Source organism: Photobacterium sanguinicancri, assembly GCF_002265265.1.
In the GTDB taxonomy this organism is placed as follows: Bacteria; Pseudomonadota; Gammaproteobacteria; order Enterobacterales; family Vibrionaceae; genus Photobacterium; species Photobacterium sanguinicancri.
On sequence record NZ_NOIF01000014.1, the window covers coordinates 32,385 to 48,759 of the forward strand.

Below are 16,375 nucleotides of genomic sequence, written 5' to 3' on the forward strand. Positions count from 1 at the left end.
TAATGACCAGTTTTATCGACAGTCGAGGAATAACAATCAGCTCTGTTAAAATCCCTAAAAATGATATTAAACGCCTTAGAACTAATGGGCTAACGGCACGGATAGCCAAAGACATAACACTCACTAGTGGAAAACAAATTACTTCAACCTTAAAACCCAACCCATATAATGGCGGGAAAGGTCAGTGGACAATCGATATAAAAGCCACCGCTGTTGGTAAAACGACATTAAAAGCAAAAGCGGGAGCAAAAGAAGCAACTCTAGATATTGAAGTATTTGCTAAAAAAATCATTCAATTACCCGAGAAAAATACCGAACAAGGCCTACTCGCAAGACTATTTATTGCAGAATCCGTTAATCCTAGTAGCCCTCGCTATAAAGAAGTTGATGCGTCTACCTCTATGCTTTGGATGCGTCAGGTAATAGAAAACCGTAAGTCCGACAATAAACCTTCTCGATTTGCAATTAGTACGAATACAAATGTCACTTATAAAGATGTCATTACCGCCAGAAATCAATTTCACGGCTTTGAAGGCTACCCTAGTCTCATTGAATCTATCAGCAATAACCTATCTCTCATCATGACAATCGCCAATAACTATAATCATCCTGAAAGAGAAACCTATTCAAATTTCGTAACAGCAGCACTTAATGCGGCAAAAGCTAACGCACTTGCGAAATTTACAGATCCAACGTCAAATGGACTCTATGGGTGGCGAACAAAAGGATCTAGTGAACCAGGCGGTGACTTTGTAAAACATGGCAATCTAGCAGGTCAAACATTCTACACATTAAAATAAGAAACTAGCTCATAAGCATTGTAAAAGGCTACCTTCACTAACATTCCCCCCTTTAACTATCCTCCTTACCTCTTGAACATTCTCCTATTTTTCAACACGTTCGCTCTCTCGACAACAAAGTAAGGGCGCATTTTCGCTACCTGCATCAAGGTTCATTTGCTACTGGTCAGGTATTATACGCATTCGGTCACTTAGCATTACTTCAATCCCTCTTGTGGTTACCCAACCTACCTCAAGGGCAGAAAAAATTCTGACTTAAGGAATTCAAGCCAAACAGGTTTGCCAGATTAGGTTTTGGCTGTTGATTCGACAGCTCTGAAATCGGGCAATACAAAAGGAAGCGATCAATTTATGAAAACTAAAGGGTATTTCCATCTTTTTGTTACCTCTTTTGTGCTGCTGTGTGCGGCGGCGCTCACGGTCAAAGGATTTGTCTTATCGGAACACACTAGATTACTACTTAGCGATACTGGCATCGTCCCTATTATGTATGCCGAATCAATCGCTTTTGCCTTACCGCTTGTGCTTGGCATTAGCGCACTCACCACCTACTTTGGCATTACAACATTAATTCCTGTTATTGCGGCTTTTAGCATACACATTGCCCTATTGGGGCTAGCGCTTCATCAAGGCTTACATTTTGATTGCGGCTGCTACCTTCCGGGTTCGCTTCAGTCAGAAGTGTACAGCACACTTCAGCCACAATTTATCATCCTACTGCTAATCCTTAGTGTTTCAGCAGCACTTTATTATTTCAATAACTTGGCAAACCACCGCGCTATGACACCAACCGTCTGATGTGGCGGCGCAAGCCTACTTTTATAAGGATACAATCATGAGACAAAACAAGGCATCTTTGCACTCGCTTTCTTTCCTACGTATCGGACGCAGCTTTTCACTCAACATTCTTATTCTTGCCAGCGCATTGTTAACCTTACCGTTGAGTGCCAATGCAGGGCTGTTCGGCGGTAAATTCAAAGCCGAAGTAGAGACAGAACAAGTGGCCATCAAACTTCATAATGAAACCCTAGCTGGCAACTATCAGCTTATCGACACTAACGGGCTCAAAGCACTCACCGAACAAGATACTGATGTAATGATTGTCGATGCAATGCCGTTCAAAGACAGCTACAAGAAAGAACATATCCCAAGTGCTATGCAATTCGAGTTTCCTATCCCTAATATGCCAGAGTGGGATTCAGCATTAACCGACCAAAAATCAGTTGAGGACTTCACCCAGCTTCTTGGTGAAGACAAGAGTAAAACCTTGGTCTTTTACTGTGGTTTCGTGAAATGCAGTCGTAGCCATAATGCTGCTGCTTGGGCAGTGAAGCTCGGTTACACCAATGTCTATCGTTACCCTGGTGGTATTTTTGCGTGGAAAGGCGCTGGCTTTAAAACCGCTTCGCTATAACTCTTCCCTCACAATTACTTTCAATATTAAAAAGGTGGGCCGTCAGATATGATGGCCAGCCTTTTCCTTCAATACTGTTAGGGCACTACCAACTGACCGATATACCAACAATAAAGTAAAATATGTAACAAGCAGGCTATCGTAAATAGACTTGGTTGCAGGGTTAGAATAAGCTTACGCCTATCCGCTTATCTCGGTAAGCAGCAACGCTAAACCACATGAGTCTATTATGATCAGAGAAAACACCCTAGTGCCAGCAAGCCAATGGGCCAAACCCTTCGTTTCTGAAGTCGCTGAAATTATTAACCAACTAAAAGAATATGGTTATGATTCAGCAACCCTTGCTCATTTAACTGGTCTACAAGAGAAAAAACTCTCTGATTGGATGTCACGCTATAAGCGCGAACCGGATAATGTGTCTGAGATCCCTTACCCTTGCTGGTGTTTTCTCGCCGCTCTAGCAGGTCGACCAAACATTCAAAACAATGGTCAACCTATTGATGTTGATGCAAGAAAAGTCATGCGCGCATTTAAACCAACAGCGTTTAAAAATAAAAACGCTTTTGAAATGCCTACCGAAAAAGAATTTAAGCGCATTATTGGTGACAATACCTTTACAGGTATTACAGTCGAGAGCCTTTGTGAAGCGTTTCAGTGGAAGCCCGCTCAACTGTCGATTAGCCTAGAAGAAAGCACCCTACCTTTTTTAAACTGGTGCCTTATTCTCATGCTTTGTGGTTTCAACATCCAAAAAATGCTGTTGACTGAGCATGACGGCGAAATAATGCTAAATCATTAGGGGCGGCTAATTTACGAGCAAGCCCTAGATACAACAAAGGCTACCCAAAGGTAGCCTTTTATTATCTCTATCTATACGTGGTGCTGACTATACTTCGTATAATCAATTCTATTTCGTATTATTCAGATTCTACTTCTGGGCGTTCTTTACGTTGAACACCTAATAAGAAGTTACGTAAGATCTGATCTTTACACTCACGGTAGTGTTTGTTTTCAGGCTTACGGAAAAACGCGCTAAGCTCATGCTTACTTAATTTAAAGTCGATGCTTTCCAGGATTTCCAACACATCTTCAGCACGGTAGTTCAGTGCGATACGTAGCTTCATGAAAATCATGTTATTCGTTAAACGCGCTTCAGGCTTAGGTTGCTCGCCTTCTTTCTTACCACGTTTGTGGTTGATTAAACCATTTAGAAAAATAGACAGCTCAAGATCTGTACATTTTTTGAAAGCGTCATCATCGTCTTTCTTCAACCAATCACTAACTTGCTCTCTAGTGACTTCATGCTCTGCAGCAGCAAAGATAGTAATCATCTCTGCGTCATTAAAATCAAAAGTATAGCGAATACGGCGTAAGATATCGTTGTTGACCACAAGTATGTCCTAGGTTTATTACAGCTCAGTCAAGATGACTCACTGCGAAATTTTGCCGTATTTTACCAGACATCAGCGCAACTTTATTCCTAAAGCGATATTATTTCTTTACTTACCTGCTATAGTTGCGGTTCTTAAACGAGATAGAACACTATGACACAAGTAAACAATCCGCTACACGGCATTACCCTCGAAAAAATTCTTACAGAATTGGTTGAGCATTATGGTTGGGATGAACTAGGTTATCGCATCGACATTCGTTGCTTCAACCAAGATCCAAGCATCAAATCGAGCCTTAAGTTTTTACGCAAAACAGAATGGGCGCGCACCAAAGTTGAAGCACTTTATATCGATATGGTTCAAAAGTAATTCGCAGGTTTAGAATAAGAGCTAGTAACGCTGGCTCTTAATACCATATCAGTTAACACCACCTCTTAATATCACGCTTCCTCCTCCTTGCTTTACATTCAAGTCCGCTGACCATCCCACTTATAGGCATTATATTTGATCTTTATAGGGTAATAACTCTAACTTGAGCTAACCTAACTGTAACGACTACCACAACGTTCACAGGGAAGGAGAACGCAATGCTCGGGATAAATGTCACTCAAGAAAATCACATTCTGTCGCTTGAGATTGACCGACCATCAGCTAAAAATGCCATCAACCAAGACATGTATAAAGCACTGGCAGACACTATTGAGGCATGCCAAAGCAACAATAGCGTGCGCGCTATTTTACTGCATGCGCAAGGGGGTGTTTTTACCAGTGGCAATGATATGCAAGACTTCCTTGCTATCTCTCATGGCGCTCAAGACAACCACGCAGGTCGCTTCATCAAAGCACTAATACGTAATAAGAAACCTGTAGTCGCTGTTGTAGAAGGTGCAGCCATTGGTATTGGCACTACCCTTTTACAGTTTTGTGATTTTGTGTTCATTTCACCGCATGCTTTTTTCAAAACGCCCTTCGCTCAATTAGGACTATGCCCTGAATTTGCATCAAGCCAGTATTTGTCACGCCTAATTGGTATCCGAAAAGCCAAAGCGATGCTGATGCTCGGTGAAATCATGACGGCAGAAGAAGCTCTCAGTTTAGGGTTTGTTACTAGCCTAAGCTATAACCCAATGGAAGATGCGAATAGCTGTTTAGATCAACTTACTTTACTTCCACCCTCAGCGATGCAAATCAGCAAATCTATGTTGGTAGATTTTGAAGTAAATGAATTGATCGACACTGTTGATGCGGAAAATAAACAATTGTTCCACCTCCTTACTCAACCAGAAGCACGAGAAGCGATCACCGCGTTCCTCGAAAAGCGACCTGCAGATTTTAGTCAGTTTTAGTCAAAGCAAGACAAGAGCATAAAAAAGCCAGCATAAGTATGCTGGCTTTAAGTACATAACGAATGACATTCGTTATCAGGCTATCGCAGCCTTAGCTTTCATTCTTTTTTCTGTTTTATCCGCAACTCGATTCGGCTCATCGTCATCTTGGACAAACACAACAAACAAGCCAGCAGCTACCATTGCACAACCACCTAACACTAATGCCATCATAGTGTTGCCATCAAATGCCCAGCGAGTGAAGAAACCAAGAATACCCGCCGCTAGAATCTGGGGAAGCACAATAAAGAAGTTAAATACGCCCATGTAGAAACCCATTTTACGGCTTGGCAACGCACCCGCTAGGATAGCGTAAGGCATACATAGAATGCTTGCCCATGCGATGCCAATCCCCACCATGTTAAGCATCAACATCTGTGGGTTTTCAATTAAGGAAATCGAAGCCAAGCTCACGCCACCAATCATCAAAGCAAGTGAGTGAACAAATTTACGGCTGGTACGGTTTGCAAGCCAAGGTAAGGCAAATGCGGCTAAAGCAGAGATACCATTATAAGCGGCAAAACAAAGGCCAACCCAATCAGCTCCTTCGTTATACAGGGCAGAGCTGGTGTCTGACGTACCAAAAATATGCGATGTAACCGCTGACGTGGTGTAGATCCACATTGCAAATAGTGCAAACCAAGAGAAAAACTGAACAACCGCAAGCTGCATCATGGTTTTAGGCATGGCACGAAGATCGTCCATAATTTCTTTCAGGCTGGCTTTTTCTTCTTGTACTTCTGACGCTACACCAGATTCTGCAGCATGGAACTTATCCATCTCAGCTGGAGAGTATTCTTTGGTTTTAAATACCGTCCACAAAATAGAAGCTAAAAAGACAACGGCACCACAAAGGAACGAGATCTTCACTGATGGCGGAACTTCGCCAGCAGGAGCGGTATTCGCAACATCAAATACATTACTTAAAATGTAAGGCATTGCAGAAGCCACAACAGAGCCGATACCGATAAAGAATGTTTGAACAGCAAAACCTTGTGTACGCTGTTCTGACGGCAAATTATCAGCGACTAGAGCGCGAAACGGTTCCATCGATACATTAATTGACGCATCAAGAATCCATAGCATACCCGCGGCAACCCACAGGTACGGCGAATAAGGCATGATGATTAACGCAAACGACGAAGCAATTGCGCCACATAAGAAGTAAGGTCGACGACGGCCAAGCGGCGTCCAAGTTCGGTCACTAAAGTAACCAATAATTGGCTGTACAAGTAAACCTGTTAACGGTGCTGCAATCCACAAAATAGGGATTTGATCGATGCTGGCGCCAAGCGTTTCAAAAATTCGGCTAACATTTGCATTCTGTAAACCAAAACCAAACTGGATCCCTAAAAACCCGAAACTCATATTCCATATTTGCCAAAACGACAGGCGTGGCTTTTCCATTTTCATCCCCGATTAAACTCCAGCGGCAACACCTAATGTTGTTGTTTAATAAACATCCAACAAATAGAAGAGACCATACTATTTCCATGCTCAGGGCTGATGAAGATGAGTAAAAATCATCGTTACTATGTTTTTTACTATCTAATTGGCTTTTTGTGGTGTTTTATAATTAAAAGCCATATTAAATCATCATATTAGAGCGTTTTCCTTCGGGGAGTAATCCTACGTTAGAGCTATCCGTACCAACTGTGATCAGTTTCACATCACAATGTTACATCACGCGAATATCTCGTAAAATTACATCAAATATGATCACCACCACAAAAAACACTAGATTCAGTTCACAAAACAGCCAATAAACTCAATAAATAACGTTATTTAGTAACCAACGCACTATCTATTTTCTCTGTTTTTTATCGGGTGGTTACGAGTAAGATGCAAAAAATAGCAGGTGTGAAAATAAATCGAGCTAAATTGTTGCATTTTGTTGTAAATAGGCACTCTCAAAGGGTATAAAGAGAAATAAAGCCCTTTAATACTCTCAGCATGGATGACCACCACAATGTTTGAAAAAATCGTAGCCGCACCTGCCGATCCAATTCTAGGCCTCACTGAAGAATTCAAAAATGATTCTCGCGCAGAAAAAATTAATCTGGGTGTAGGTATTTATAAAGATGAAACAGGTAACACGCCAGTTTTAGCGACTGTTAAAAAAGCAGAAGCCATCTTACTAGAGAAAGAAACCACTAAGTCATACCTCAGTATTCCTGGTACTGCGGAATATGGCCTTGCTGTTCAGCAGCTTCTTTTCGGTAATGACGCGTCTATTATTGCAAACAAACGTGCGCTAACAGCACAAGCGCCAGGTGGTACTGGTGCACTCCGTGTTGCTGCTGAATTTATTAAACGCCAACTTGGTGATGTGAAAGTATGGATCAGTAACCCTACATGGGCTAACCATAATGGTGTTTTTGCGGCTGCAAATCTTGAAACGGCTCAGTACGGTTACTACAACGCAGAAACGAAAGACATGGACTTTGCAGCAATGCTTGAAGACCTCTCTAAAGCAAATGCTGGCGACATCGTACTGCTACATGGCTGCTGCCATAACCCAACAGGTATCGACCCAGATTCGGCGCAATGGGAACAGCTAGCGGCTCTGTGTGTAGAAAAAGAGCTACTACCAATGTTCGATTTCGCCTACCAAGGTTTTGCAGTCGGTGTTGAAGAAGATGCAGTTGGTCTTCGCATTTTCGCAGCGCAGTGCAAAGAGCTCCTAATTGCGAGTTCATTCTCTAAAAACTTTGGCCTATACAACGAACGTGTCGGTGCTTTCACACTTGTTGCAGAAACAGCAGAACTCGCAACCACAGCATTTAGCCAAGTGAAAAGTATTGCTCGCGTTATTTACTCTAACCCACCAGCGCATGGTGCAGCTATCGTGACGGAAATCCTAAATGATGTAGCTTTACGTGCAGAATGGGAACAAGAAGTGGCTGAGATGCGTGACCGTATCCAAGAGATGCGTACTCTATTTGTAAACACCTTAAAAGAACTAGGTGTTGATGCAGACTTTAGCTTTATTGAACGTCAAAACGGTATGTTCTCGTTCTCTGGTCTAAATAAAGATCAAGTTAACCGCCTGAAAGACGAGTTTGCTATCTACATTGTCGGTTCTGGCCGTATCAGCGTAGCGGGAATGACAAAGAACAATATGCTACCACTATGTAAAGGTATTGCCGCAGTACTGTAAGCCTAATCCGCTTTAACATACCAGCTGCACAAATCAGAATAAGTGAGGGGGCTAATTAGCCCCCTCTTTTTTATTAACTTCTTATATTTTTCGTGTAAAGCACGCTTTGAAGCATGTTCGAATTACCGATTAGCCTGATTTATCTAACGGTAAAACATTACAGAACAATTCCCTTTCATATTGACGCTCTAATTGATCTCGCCAAGGCTTATTTGATACCGGTACCAAATAAAATTTTTCTCTTGATGTATCTGTCACAAAAGCCATGCCATGCTGCATAAGCTCATAATGGATATCGTTTACAAATCCCAGAGAAAAACTCTGTCGGCCCGTTAGCTGATTAATATCGTCGCGCGTCAAACATACCCCTTGTTCTTCTTCAGCAAAGCGATTACGAAGCCAGTCAGAAAACTCTCTAGCACTTATCATCGTCATAAATCTTGCCTCCGAGTGTATATACCAATCCACTAACTACTTTGATGGATAAGCTCAGTTTTTAATTGGTATTAAGTCCCTGAATATTTAACTCCGTTATAGATAAGTTATAGCAGAGACTTAAGAAATCGTCAGATTAATGAGATGTAGATAGCAAAGATGAGAATAAAAAGGTGGCTAAGATGCAGAGGGGTGACACATGGTATGAAAAAAGAAGGGAACACCCGCCTCTAGCGATAAGAGGCGGGGTGCGAGAATTAAGCCGCTTTGTAAAGCACTTTATTACCCGCAAGCTGGATACGCTCAACTAGACCTTCTTCAGCCAGTTTTTTAAGCGCGCCAGTCGCCCAAGAAGCCGCTTTCGCATCTTCTTGACCTGCTTGAAGACCAATCCCTTTAGGATTAATGCCTTCAGCATTGCTTACAACAATATCAAGCACTTGCTGCTGCTTTGGAGTCAAAGACACTTTTACAGCAGGTGCTGCTTGAACTGTCTTTTTTTCTTCTACAGGTTTCGCCGCTGGTGCAGCTTTTACTGTTTCTGCAGTTGGTGCTTTTTTCACAGCATCTTTTTTCGCTGCTGGTTTTGCTACTGCTACATTTGCTAATACACGCTTTTGCAGCTTAAGCTGAACTTTACGTTTGTGAGAGATTCTCATTAAATTTCCTACTCCGTTGCACTACTTTCAGTCGCCACTGTACCAGCGGGAAAAAGTAAGCGCGTTTTATACCAAGGATGTCAGAGAAATGCCAGCAAACGGTTATTTAACCCACAACAAAACATGATTTCACTCAAAATTCTGATGAATTTGTCCAAAATTAGCCATTTACGCTGCTTGAGGGAGCAAAATTGCAAGAAGTGGATGTAAGGCATAAGATTATAAAACACAGTGCATTCTTAAACCCCCTCATGCTCACCAAGTAGCATAAAGGTACGTGTAATATTAATTATTAAAGCCAGAACATAACTTAAATCGTTAATTTAAATAGAAAGTGTTTATGCATGATCCTGCAAATACTGCTCCTGTGTCCGAGGCTCCTTTGATGGAAACTCGTTATATCAAACCAGTAAACAGTCAGCCTAGTATTTACTGGTTTGCGCTGAGCCTTGCGATGATTTTAGCTATTGGAATCACCAGTTTTATTTTACCCACCATCAACAATGTCGGCTTATCCGTTTTGTTGCTTTTTGCACTTACTTTTTCGGTGATCGCTTTTAAGCAAATGAACGCGCCGATTCTTACTTTTACTTTGAGCTTCATGCACTTTCAATACCACAGCGCGGAGGGTGGCTGGTCTATCCGCTGGCAAGCTATTCAACAACTTGGACTAACAGAACTACCCACGACAGAAGGCTGGTACCAAACACTGCCTTGGATGGGCGTGAAACTTAAAGACTACGATGCTTTTTTAACGTCTGTATGCCCACGAGTAGCAAGCAAAATGTTAATTGAGCAAAGAGGGCTATTATTTCTTGCTGTTAAACGTACCCCCAACAGCCCACACGCCATTGAAGACATGTTATTTGATGATACCCCTTACACCACACAAAAAGGCGTTGTACTCAAAGGGCTCATCGCCATGCTAGCCAACCGCATGCGCTATAACCGTGAACTTTTGGGGTTTGATTTCTTTATCTCTGATGATTTACTCGATCGACCATTAGGGGAGTTTATTGGCCTTGCTCGGCGTTATCTTGCCCAAGCGAATGATGCCCCGACTTTTAAGCATAAAGTCTAGGCACAAATAAAAAAGCCACACCAAATAAGGTGTGGCTCCAAGTGATTATTACAGAATAGTTACCTGTAATATTCCGAACTTAATACAGTGGCATTTCATCAGCAACAAATGGGTTTGAAGCGCGTTCGGTACCAAAAGTTGATAATGGACCATGACCCGGTACAAACGTGACATCATTACCTAAAGGCCATAGCTTACCTTTAATTGAATTGATCAATGTTTGGTAATCACCCTTAGGGAAGTCAGTACGGCCGACACCACCGTTAAACAATACATCTCCAACAAAGGCGATCTTAGCGTCAGTATTGTGCAAAATAACATGACCTGGAGTGTGTCCAGGGGTATGAAGTACATGCAGAACTTGATTACCCACAGGGATTTCATCACCTTCATCTAACCAGCGGTCAGGGTCAAATGCTTCTGTTAATGGGAAACCAAACATCTCGCTCTGACGCTCGAGACCTTGTAGCCAAAATGCATCCTCTTTGTGTGGACCCCATACAGGTACACCTAAATCAGCAGCCAGCGCAGTTGTACCGCCCACGTGATCTAAATGACCATGAGTCAGCACAAGCTTAACGACATTAAGGCCAAGCTCGGCAACTTTTGCTTTCAGTAAGTGAATATCACCACCTGGATCGACAACCACTGCTGCTTTGGTCTCATCACACCATACAATTGAACAATTTTGCTGATACGGTGTTACAGGTACAATTTCAAATTGAAGGCTCATACTGACAGGTTTCCTTAGAATTAAACTGATACAAGAGTACCATTTTCTATCTAAAAACAACAAAGCAGACATGCTGTGTCGGCTTTGTTGTCTCATTCATGTCGTTACCCACGCCAGCTTCTTACTGGACCAGTATCGATATGAACAAAATCACTTTTCGGATAGTACCCTACTCCGCCTAAGCGTAATTCTTTGGCTGCTTTATGGACTTTCGATAAAGGTACACCTTCTAAATTAAAGTCGATGGCTTGTCCTTTCATGTGGTAACTTTTTTTCGCTACCCCACCATTTTTTTGCAGCAGCTGATTAGTTTTTGGCGAACGGTAACCTGAAATGATTCGAACTTGACCCTTATGGCCTAAATTAGCCTGAATTTTAGCAATGCCATCAAAGAGCTTGTTATCCATTTTCGCGACTTCATTTTGGCGAAAATCCCGACAAATTTGGTAAATACGCTGAAGTTCTTCCGGTAAATAATCTTCACCATCAAAGTACTGTGTATCTAAGTCTTCACCAGTGTGGATATTACACATAGACATTTGACGTGGGTTAGTCGACTTAAATGGGCTTGCTATCGCAAGCTGTGGAAACAGGCTTGCCCCTAATGTAATACCACCAGCAATCAGAATCTGACGGCGTTTATAATCAATATCTGACATCCCAAAAACCCATTTAAAACCAAAAACACAACACGATGTTGCCCGAACGCCGATTAAATTAACGTTCAAATTTTAAACAGTCAAATAGGATAGATAGAATAAAACACCGCTTCATTGCTGAAACGGTGTCTAATTATTGAGAATTAAGCAGTTTTAGTCTTTGTAAACAGTTGTAAGTTTCTGTTCAGTTTGCGAAGCATAGCTCATTTTATCGTATAGATAGACGTCATCTCGGAAATTTACTAAGCCTTCGTCGTCAACCCACGCAGTTTGATAAATGAGGTGAACTTGGATCTTATTCTTTAACCCTACCGTTTTAGTACTAGAGCGAGAACTCAGTGTATTCACACGTTGTTCTGACACGCCTGAGTAATTTAACAAGATCATCGCCAAATCATCAGCATGTTCGACGCGAACACAACCCGAGCTAAATGCGCGACCATCTTCATTAAACAAGCTCTTTGCCGGAGTATCGTGCAAATAGATCGCGTTCTTATTGGGAATATTAAACTTATATCGACCCAATGCATTACGCGCCCCTGGCTTTTGACGAAGTCGATACGGAAAGGATTTAACAGACACATTATTCCAGTCTATCGCTGATACGGGGATTTGCTCTGAACTTGTCCAGCTACGAATAACAGCAAAATTTTTACGAGTGATATAGCTACTGTCGTATTTAGCTTTAGGCAAAATATCTTTCTGCATAATGGAAATCGGTACATTCCAGTATGGGTTGAACACGATCGAGTTAATACTTGAGCTCATTAACGGAGTGCGACGATCGGGACGACCGACAATCACTCGGCTATCCATAATATGCTTATTATCCAGCCATAAGTTCATCTCATACCCTGGAATATTCACAATCAACACTGAAGATACATCCATCGGCCAGAGACGTACTCGCTGGGTATTTAAAGCCAGCACGCGTACCCGTTGCTTGGGTGATAAAGCTAACCAATAGCGAGTTTTAGGGCCAATCACACCATCCACTTTCAACCCATGACGATGTTGAAAGCTTTTAACAGCTTGAACTAAATCAACATTGTAGTGACGGATATTGGATGCACGAAGTGATTCGGCTTGATAGTCCGTTAAATCACCGAGTTGATGCAATACCGTGATTAACGCTTCAGGTTGCTTTAATGGGGCACCTAAACGAATAATGCCCCTTTGATAAAACGTTGGCCACGCGGCAGATTCAAGCTGTTGTAATTCGTTAATAGCTAACACCATCCGAGTATAGCTTTCATCTAGTGGTTTAAGTGAGGTAACAAAATAACGTAGGCGATTCGTTTCTACTGCATTCAATATCCGCGCAATTGCTGCTTCAGACGGTAGTGGTAATGGCATGGCCAATCCACTCCCAAATAACCATTGCTTACCATATTGTGGCAGGCCTTCTACATAGCTCATATAACTCAGCAAGGTATCTGTCGCTAGTAAATCGTACTGTCGCCAATCATTACCTTGCTTAAAATGTTGAAGCATACCGTAACGACGCGAAAACTCAGGATCAATACCCGCTAAGGCCAGCACCCGAATTTGACTTTCAAACTCATTAGCAACAAAAGAATCTTGCCAAAGTGGTGTATAACCGACGGCATAATAAATTTGAGCTAACTTATCAACATATTGTAAATCAAGAACATTACCAGCAACGTCAGATACCCAAGATTTTGCTTTTTGCATTTCTAATGGTGCTGACTTAAGAGATACCGCCCCTGGAACTTGCGGTGAATCAGCTGGTGGCTGCCATGTATTCTTTGATGTAGTAACGGTGGAGGTAGTCGAGGTAGAATCTGCTGGCTGAATATCCTGAGTGATAGCACCTTGTGAGGTTAAAATAGGTACGGCATTATCATCTGCAATTGCCCACTGCGGGCCACTGAGGGCGAGCAATAAAGCGACGGATAAACTGCATTGTTTTCTCATAGCCATTGGAACTCCCTCACTGACATAATGTAAGTATGGCAAACGCATTCACCACAGGGAGTAATTTTAGTAATTAGTCACTCTTCAAGGTGTATCAATTCTTAAACTTAAGCCAAAACACTCCAATAATTATCCCATAAAACAGGGTTATTGCTGGCGCTATTTTTACCAAGCTGCGAGATGCTTAACATCTTGCCAAAGCCAGATCCAACCACCCATTTTTTATTAATAACCCGCACGCTAGAAGCGTCAATAAATGGGTATATATCAATTAGCTGCTTATAATCGTGTTCAAAAAAAATGCGCAACCATATTTGGCTGCGCATTTCTATTCTAAGCTCGTTATCAGCTTGTGCTGTCACTTAGCTTTATACTAACTTACCGTTAGTTTCCTGGGCCAATACGGTCCATAAATGTCATGTGTGGTGAGCCATCTTGCGCCCTTAAGCGAATCCGGTCTTCAACCTGACGTTCTTTCTCTTTCCGTAAGCCAATAATCAGCGAATAACACATCATCAACATAATTACAGAGAAAGGTAAGCCCGCGGTAATCGAAGCTGCTTGTAAGGCCGCTAAACCGCCAGTCAGCAATAGAATTGCAGCAACTAAACCTTCGCCTAAGCCCCAGAAAATACGGTGACGTAGCGGTGGCTCTTGATCACCAACCGATAGCAAGGTTGTTACAACTAAAGTGCCACTATCTGAAGAGGTAATGAAGTACGTACAAATCAGTAGAGTTACAACACCTTTAGCAATAGGCTCAATCCAACCGGTATTCATCAGGCCAATCGTTTCGTATAACGCTAACGTTAGGTCTTTATTCACCGCATCGATCACACCGCCACCATCGAATAATTCAATGTGAAGTGCTGTACCACCAAATGCAGTTAACCAGAACATCCCAAGCAACGAAGGAACAATCAATACACCAATCGAGAATTCACGAATCGTACGACCTTTCGAGATACGCGCAATGAACATACCAACAAACGGTGCCCATGAAATCCACCAGCCCCAGTAGAATGCAGTCCAGCCTGATTGCCACGCTGAAGTACCATTCGCTTCAGAGTTAGTCCAGAAGCTGAGTGCCACAACATTAGAGAGGTAATCACCAATGTTCTGTACGAAGCTGTTTAAGATGTAAATCGTTGGACCAAATGCGACAAAGAAAATCAGGATCAGAATACTCAACCATAAGTTAAGTTCTGATAAAATTTTCACACCCTTACCCACACCCGATACGACGGATAAAGTGGCAATGGATGAAACAACCGCGATCAAAATCAGCTGGTTGGTCATCGACACATCAATACCAATTAACTGATTTAAGCCAGTATTCATCTGTGCCACACCCAAACCGAGTGAGGTCGCTACACCAAATACTGTACCAAAAACAGCTAATACGTCCGCCGCATGTCCCCAGAAGCCGTAAATACGATCGCCCAAAATTGGGTAAAGCGCAGAACGAATCGCCAAAGGTAACTTACGACGATAAGAGAAGAATGCCAGTGATAAGCCGACGATCACATAAATGGCCCACGGATGAAGACCCCAGTGGAAGAAGGTTAATCGCATCGCCACTTGCGCAGCTTCCGGTGTACTACCTTCGGTAATAAACGGGTTGCTTTGCAGGTGGAACATTGGCTCTGCGATACTCCAGAAGATCAGGCCGATACCCATACCCGCCCCGAATAGCATCGAGAACCAAGCAAAGTAACTAAACTCAGGTTCGGTATCGTCATCCCCTAACTTAATATCGCCGTAGCGACTAAAAATAAGGAATACAGCAAAGAAAAAGAATAGCGCGACAACAAGAATGTAATACCACTTGAAGCCAGCAATGATTGAGTCTTTTGCGCCAGTGAACCATGATGCTGCAAGTTCTGGGTCAAAAGCACCAAAGAGAAGGAAGAGCGCAATCACTGTCATGGCCGTTACTGCCATCGGTGGATTGAGCCCTTTCAGTAAACCTGATTTTGCTCTCATGTCGCCTCCTTACTCTTCCGAGTAAAAATCTTCGCCAACATGCTCACCAGCACCACGAACAGCACGATAAACCACTTGGCCAGTAGCTTCTTTACGGTGATCAACAAGGGTTACTGAAGGCTGACCATTCACGGCATTACGTTGGCCTAGGAAGATAGCCATCGGAATGCCTAGATTGCTCACTCCACTTGAAATCCACATACGATCAAAATCGTAGTTACCGCCAATGAATTCTAACTGAGATAAGCTGGTGTCAAAGCCCGCAAGGAAGTATTCCATCGCTTGTACATTCGGGAACATGTGCGCCAAAATGTAAGCGTATTGCAACTCATTAACTAAATTAGGTAATGTAAACTTACCCGTTTTATCTGCGCCAACAGATGGAACACCCCATGAAGAGTGAACAGTTAGTTCTTCCGGTTGGCTATCATCAAAACGAGGTTCATAGCGTACAAACGCTGAGGAGTCCGGCAACTCATAACGAACACGAAGAATTTGAAGATCTTCTACAATCTCTTTTACGGTTAAATTATCAGAACTCATAATATCTTTCATCAAGCTAAAGAAGGCAAAATACTACCAAAAAAGGAGGGGATTATGAAAGAAAATGGCAAATTAGCCACATTTATTAAGAATAATTGTGGAATTCCACCTCAAACGGTAGATTCTTTGACCACTCCATTATAGCCACCAAAATCAATATTAGTTAGAACTCTAATGTTTTCACATCTAAC

General features: G+C 42.3%; 18 protein-coding genes. 8 read left to right on the forward strand and 10 right to left on the reverse strand.

Annotation, left to right across the window (positions count from 1 at the left end; all coding sequences use genetic code 11):
- Nucleotides 1-2 precede the first annotated feature (2 nt).
- The 4 genes from ASV53_RS04200 (at nt 3) to ASV53_RS04215 (ending at nt 3,013) form a co-directional block, all read left to right on the forward strand.
- The gene (locus ASV53_RS04200) at nt 3-800 is read left to right on the forward strand and encodes a hypothetical protein (RefSeq protein ID WP_094956216.1); all 798 of its coding nucleotides are present in this window, start codon (nt 3-5) and stop codon (nt 798-800) included.
- 351 nt (nt 801-1,151) lie between these two features.
- Entirely contained in the window at nt 1,152-1,598 is a 447-nt protein-coding gene (locus ASV53_RS04205) for a MauE/DoxX family redox-associated membrane protein (RefSeq protein WP_062688865.1), read from the forward strand.
- Nucleotides 1,599-1,635: 37 nt separating this feature from the next.
- A complete protein-coding gene (locus tag ASV53_RS04210) occupies nt 1,636-2,214 on the forward strand; it encodes a rhodanese-like domain-containing protein (RefSeq protein ID WP_062688782.1) in 579 nt (192 codons plus the stop codon).
- Between the two features lie 229 nt (nt 2,215-2,443).
- Entirely contained in the window at nt 2,444-3,013 is a 570-nt protein-coding gene (locus ASV53_RS04215; protein WP_094956217.1) for a hypothetical protein, read from the forward strand.
- A gap of 118 nt (nt 3,014-3,131) precedes the next feature.
- Here the strand turns inward: ASV53_RS04215 and ASV53_RS04220 are convergent, their stop codons facing one another.
- Entirely contained in the window at nt 3,132-3,605 is a 474-nt protein-coding gene (locus ASV53_RS04220; protein WP_062688778.1) for a YehS family protein, read from the reverse strand.
- Between the two features lie 153 nt (nt 3,606-3,758).
- On the opposite strand from ASV53_RS04220, the gene ASV53_RS04225 reads away from it, so the two are divergent.
- On the forward strand, nt 3,759-3,974 hold the full coding sequence (locus ASV53_RS04225) for a VF530 family protein (RefSeq protein ID WP_062688777.1): 216 nt from the start codon (nt 3,759-3,761) through the stop codon (nt 3,972-3,974).
- A gap of 218 nt (nt 3,975-4,192) precedes the next feature.
- Nucleotides 4,193-4,951 (forward strand): enoyl-CoA hydratase-related protein, encoded by a 759-nt coding sequence (locus ASV53_RS04230; RefSeq protein WP_062688774.1) that lies wholly within the window; start codon nt 4,193-4,195, stop codon nt 4,949-4,951.
- 75 nt (nt 4,952-5,026) lie between these two features.
- On the opposite strand, the gene ASV53_RS04235 is transcribed toward ASV53_RS04230, so the two are convergent.
- Nucleotides 5,027-6,397 carry an MFS transporter gene (locus tag ASV53_RS04235; RefSeq protein ID WP_094956224.1) on the reverse strand — a complete coding sequence of 457 codons (1,371 nt, stop codon included), beginning with the start codon at nt 6,395-6,397 and terminating at the stop codon, nt 5,027-5,029.
- 562 nt (nt 6,398-6,959) lie between these two features.
- Here ASV53_RS04235 and ASV53_RS04240 point away from each other — a divergent pair.
- The gene (locus ASV53_RS04240; RefSeq protein WP_094956225.1) at nt 6,960-8,150 is read left to right on the forward strand and encodes an amino acid aminotransferase; all 1,191 of its coding nucleotides are present in this window, start codon (nt 6,960-6,962) and stop codon (nt 8,148-8,150) included.
- 129 nt (nt 8,151-8,279) lie between these two features.
- Here ASV53_RS04240 and ASV53_RS04245 read toward each other — a convergent pair whose 3' ends face one another.
- Together ASV53_RS04245 and ASV53_RS04250 are read right to left on the reverse strand one after the other, a co-directional pair.
- Nucleotides 8,280-8,585 carry a hypothetical protein gene (locus ASV53_RS04245; protein WP_062688772.1) on the reverse strand — a complete coding sequence of 102 codons (306 nt, stop codon included), beginning with the start codon at nt 8,583-8,585 and terminating at the stop codon, nt 8,280-8,282.
- 257 nt (nt 8,586-8,842) lie between these two features.
- Nucleotides 8,843-9,244 (reverse strand): hypothetical protein, encoded by a 402-nt coding sequence (locus tag ASV53_RS04250; protein WP_062688770.1) that lies wholly within the window; start codon nt 9,242-9,244, stop codon nt 8,843-8,845.
- Between the two features lie 385 nt (nt 9,245-9,629).
- Here ASV53_RS04250 and ASV53_RS04255 point away from each other — a divergent pair, with 385 nt between their 5' ends.
- Entirely contained in the window at nt 9,630-10,325 is a 696-nt protein-coding gene (locus tag ASV53_RS04255; RefSeq protein WP_094956226.1) for a DUF2982 domain-containing protein, read from the forward strand.
- Nucleotides 10,326-10,404: 79 nt separating this feature from the next.
- On the opposite strand, the gene ASV53_RS04260 is transcribed toward ASV53_RS04255, so the two are convergent.
- The 6 genes from ASV53_RS04260 to ASV53_RS04285 all read right to left on the reverse strand — a co-directional run bounded on the left by ASV53_RS04260 (nt 10,405) and on the right by ASV53_RS04285 (nt 16,184).
- Complete coding sequence (locus ASV53_RS04260; RefSeq protein WP_094956218.1) at nt 10,405-11,058, reverse strand: MBL fold metallo-hydrolase; 654 nt, start codon at nt 11,056-11,058, stop codon at nt 10,405-10,407.
- 104 nt (nt 11,059-11,162) lie between these two features.
- Nucleotides 11,163-11,717, reverse strand: a complete 555-nt coding sequence (mepK, locus tag ASV53_RS04265; protein ID WP_094956219.1) for a peptidoglycan L,D-endopeptidase MepK — start codon at nt 11,715-11,717, stop codon at nt 11,163-11,165.
- 153 nt (nt 11,718-11,870) lie between these two features.
- Complete coding sequence (locus tag ASV53_RS04270) at nt 11,871-13,661, reverse strand: L,D-transpeptidase family protein (protein ID WP_239928724.1); 1,791 nt, start codon at nt 13,659-13,661, stop codon at nt 11,871-11,873.
- 101 nt (nt 13,662-13,762) lie between these two features.
- A complete protein-coding gene (locus tag ASV53_RS04275) occupies nt 13,763-14,017 on the reverse strand; it encodes a hypothetical protein (protein ID WP_094956220.1) in 255 nt (84 codons plus the stop codon).
- A gap of 22 nt (nt 14,018-14,039) precedes the next feature.
- A complete protein-coding gene (locus ASV53_RS04280) occupies nt 14,040-15,641 on the reverse strand; it encodes a BCCT family transporter (protein ID WP_094956221.1) in 1,602 nt (533 codons plus the stop codon).
- Nucleotides 15,642-15,650: 9 nt separating this feature from the next.
- On the reverse strand, nt 15,651-16,184 hold the full coding sequence (locus ASV53_RS04285) for a hypothetical protein (RefSeq protein WP_094956228.1): 534 nt from the start codon (nt 16,182-16,184) through the stop codon (nt 15,651-15,653).
- Between the last annotated feature and the right edge of the window lie 191 nt (nt 16,185-16,375).

Bases quoted from the DNA above. Each gene is read 5' to 3' on its own strand.
- ASV53_RS04200 (WP_094956216.1), top strand. From the start codon at position 3: ATGACCAGTTTTATCGACAGTCGAGGAATAACAATCAGCTCTGTTAAA.
- ASV53_RS04205 (WP_062688865.1), top strand. From the start codon at position 1,152: ATGAAAACTAAAGGGTATTTCCATCTTTTTGTTACCTCTTTTGTGCTG.
- ASV53_RS04210 (WP_062688782.1), top strand. From the start codon at position 1,636: ATGAGACAAAACAAGGCATCTTTGCACTCGCTTTCTTTCCTACGTATC.
- ASV53_RS04215 (WP_094956217.1), top strand. From the start codon at position 2,444: ATGATCAGAGAAAACACCCTAGTGCCAGCAAGCCAATGGGCCAAACCC.
- ASV53_RS04225 (WP_062688777.1), top strand. From the start codon at position 3,759: ATGACACAAGTAAACAATCCGCTACACGGCATTACCCTCGAAAAAATT.
- ASV53_RS04230 (WP_062688774.1), top strand. From the start codon at position 4,193: ATGCTCGGGATAAATGTCACTCAAGAAAATCACATTCTGTCGCTTGAG.
- ASV53_RS04235 (WP_094956224.1), bottom strand. From the start codon at position 6,397: ATGGAAAAGCCACGCCTGTCGTTTTGGCAAATATGGAATATGAGTTTC.
- ASV53_RS04240 (WP_094956225.1), top strand. From the start codon at position 6,960: ATGTTTGAAAAAATCGTAGCCGCACCTGCCGATCCAATTCTAGGCCTC.
- ASV53_RS04245 (WP_062688772.1), bottom strand. From the start codon at position 8,585: ATGACGATGATAAGTGCTAGAGAGTTTTCTGACTGGCTTCGTAATCGC.
- ASV53_RS04250 (WP_062688770.1), bottom strand. From the start codon at position 9,244: ATGAGAATCTCTCACAAACGTAAAGTTCAGCTTAAGCTGCAAAAGCGT.
- ASV53_RS04255 (WP_094956226.1), top strand. From the start codon at position 9,630: ATGGAAACTCGTTATATCAAACCAGTAAACAGTCAGCCTAGTATTTAC.
- ASV53_RS04260 (WP_094956218.1), bottom strand. From the start codon at position 11,058: ATGAGCCTTCAATTTGAAATTGTACCTGTAACACCGTATCAGCAAAAT.
- mepK (WP_094956219.1), bottom strand. From the start codon at position 11,717: ATGTCAGATATTGATTATAAACGCCGTCAGATTCTGATTGCTGGTGGT.
- ASV53_RS04270 (WP_239928724.1), bottom strand. From the start codon at position 13,661: ATGGCTATGAGAAAACAATGCAGTTTATCCGTCGCTTTATTGCTCGCC.
- ASV53_RS04280 (WP_094956221.1), bottom strand. From the start codon at position 15,641: ATGAGAGCAAAATCAGGTTTACTGAAAGGGCTCAATCCACCGATGGCA.
- ASV53_RS04285 (WP_094956228.1), bottom strand. From the start codon at position 16,184: ATGAGTTCTGATAATTTAACCGTAAAAGAGATTGTAGAAGATCTTCAA.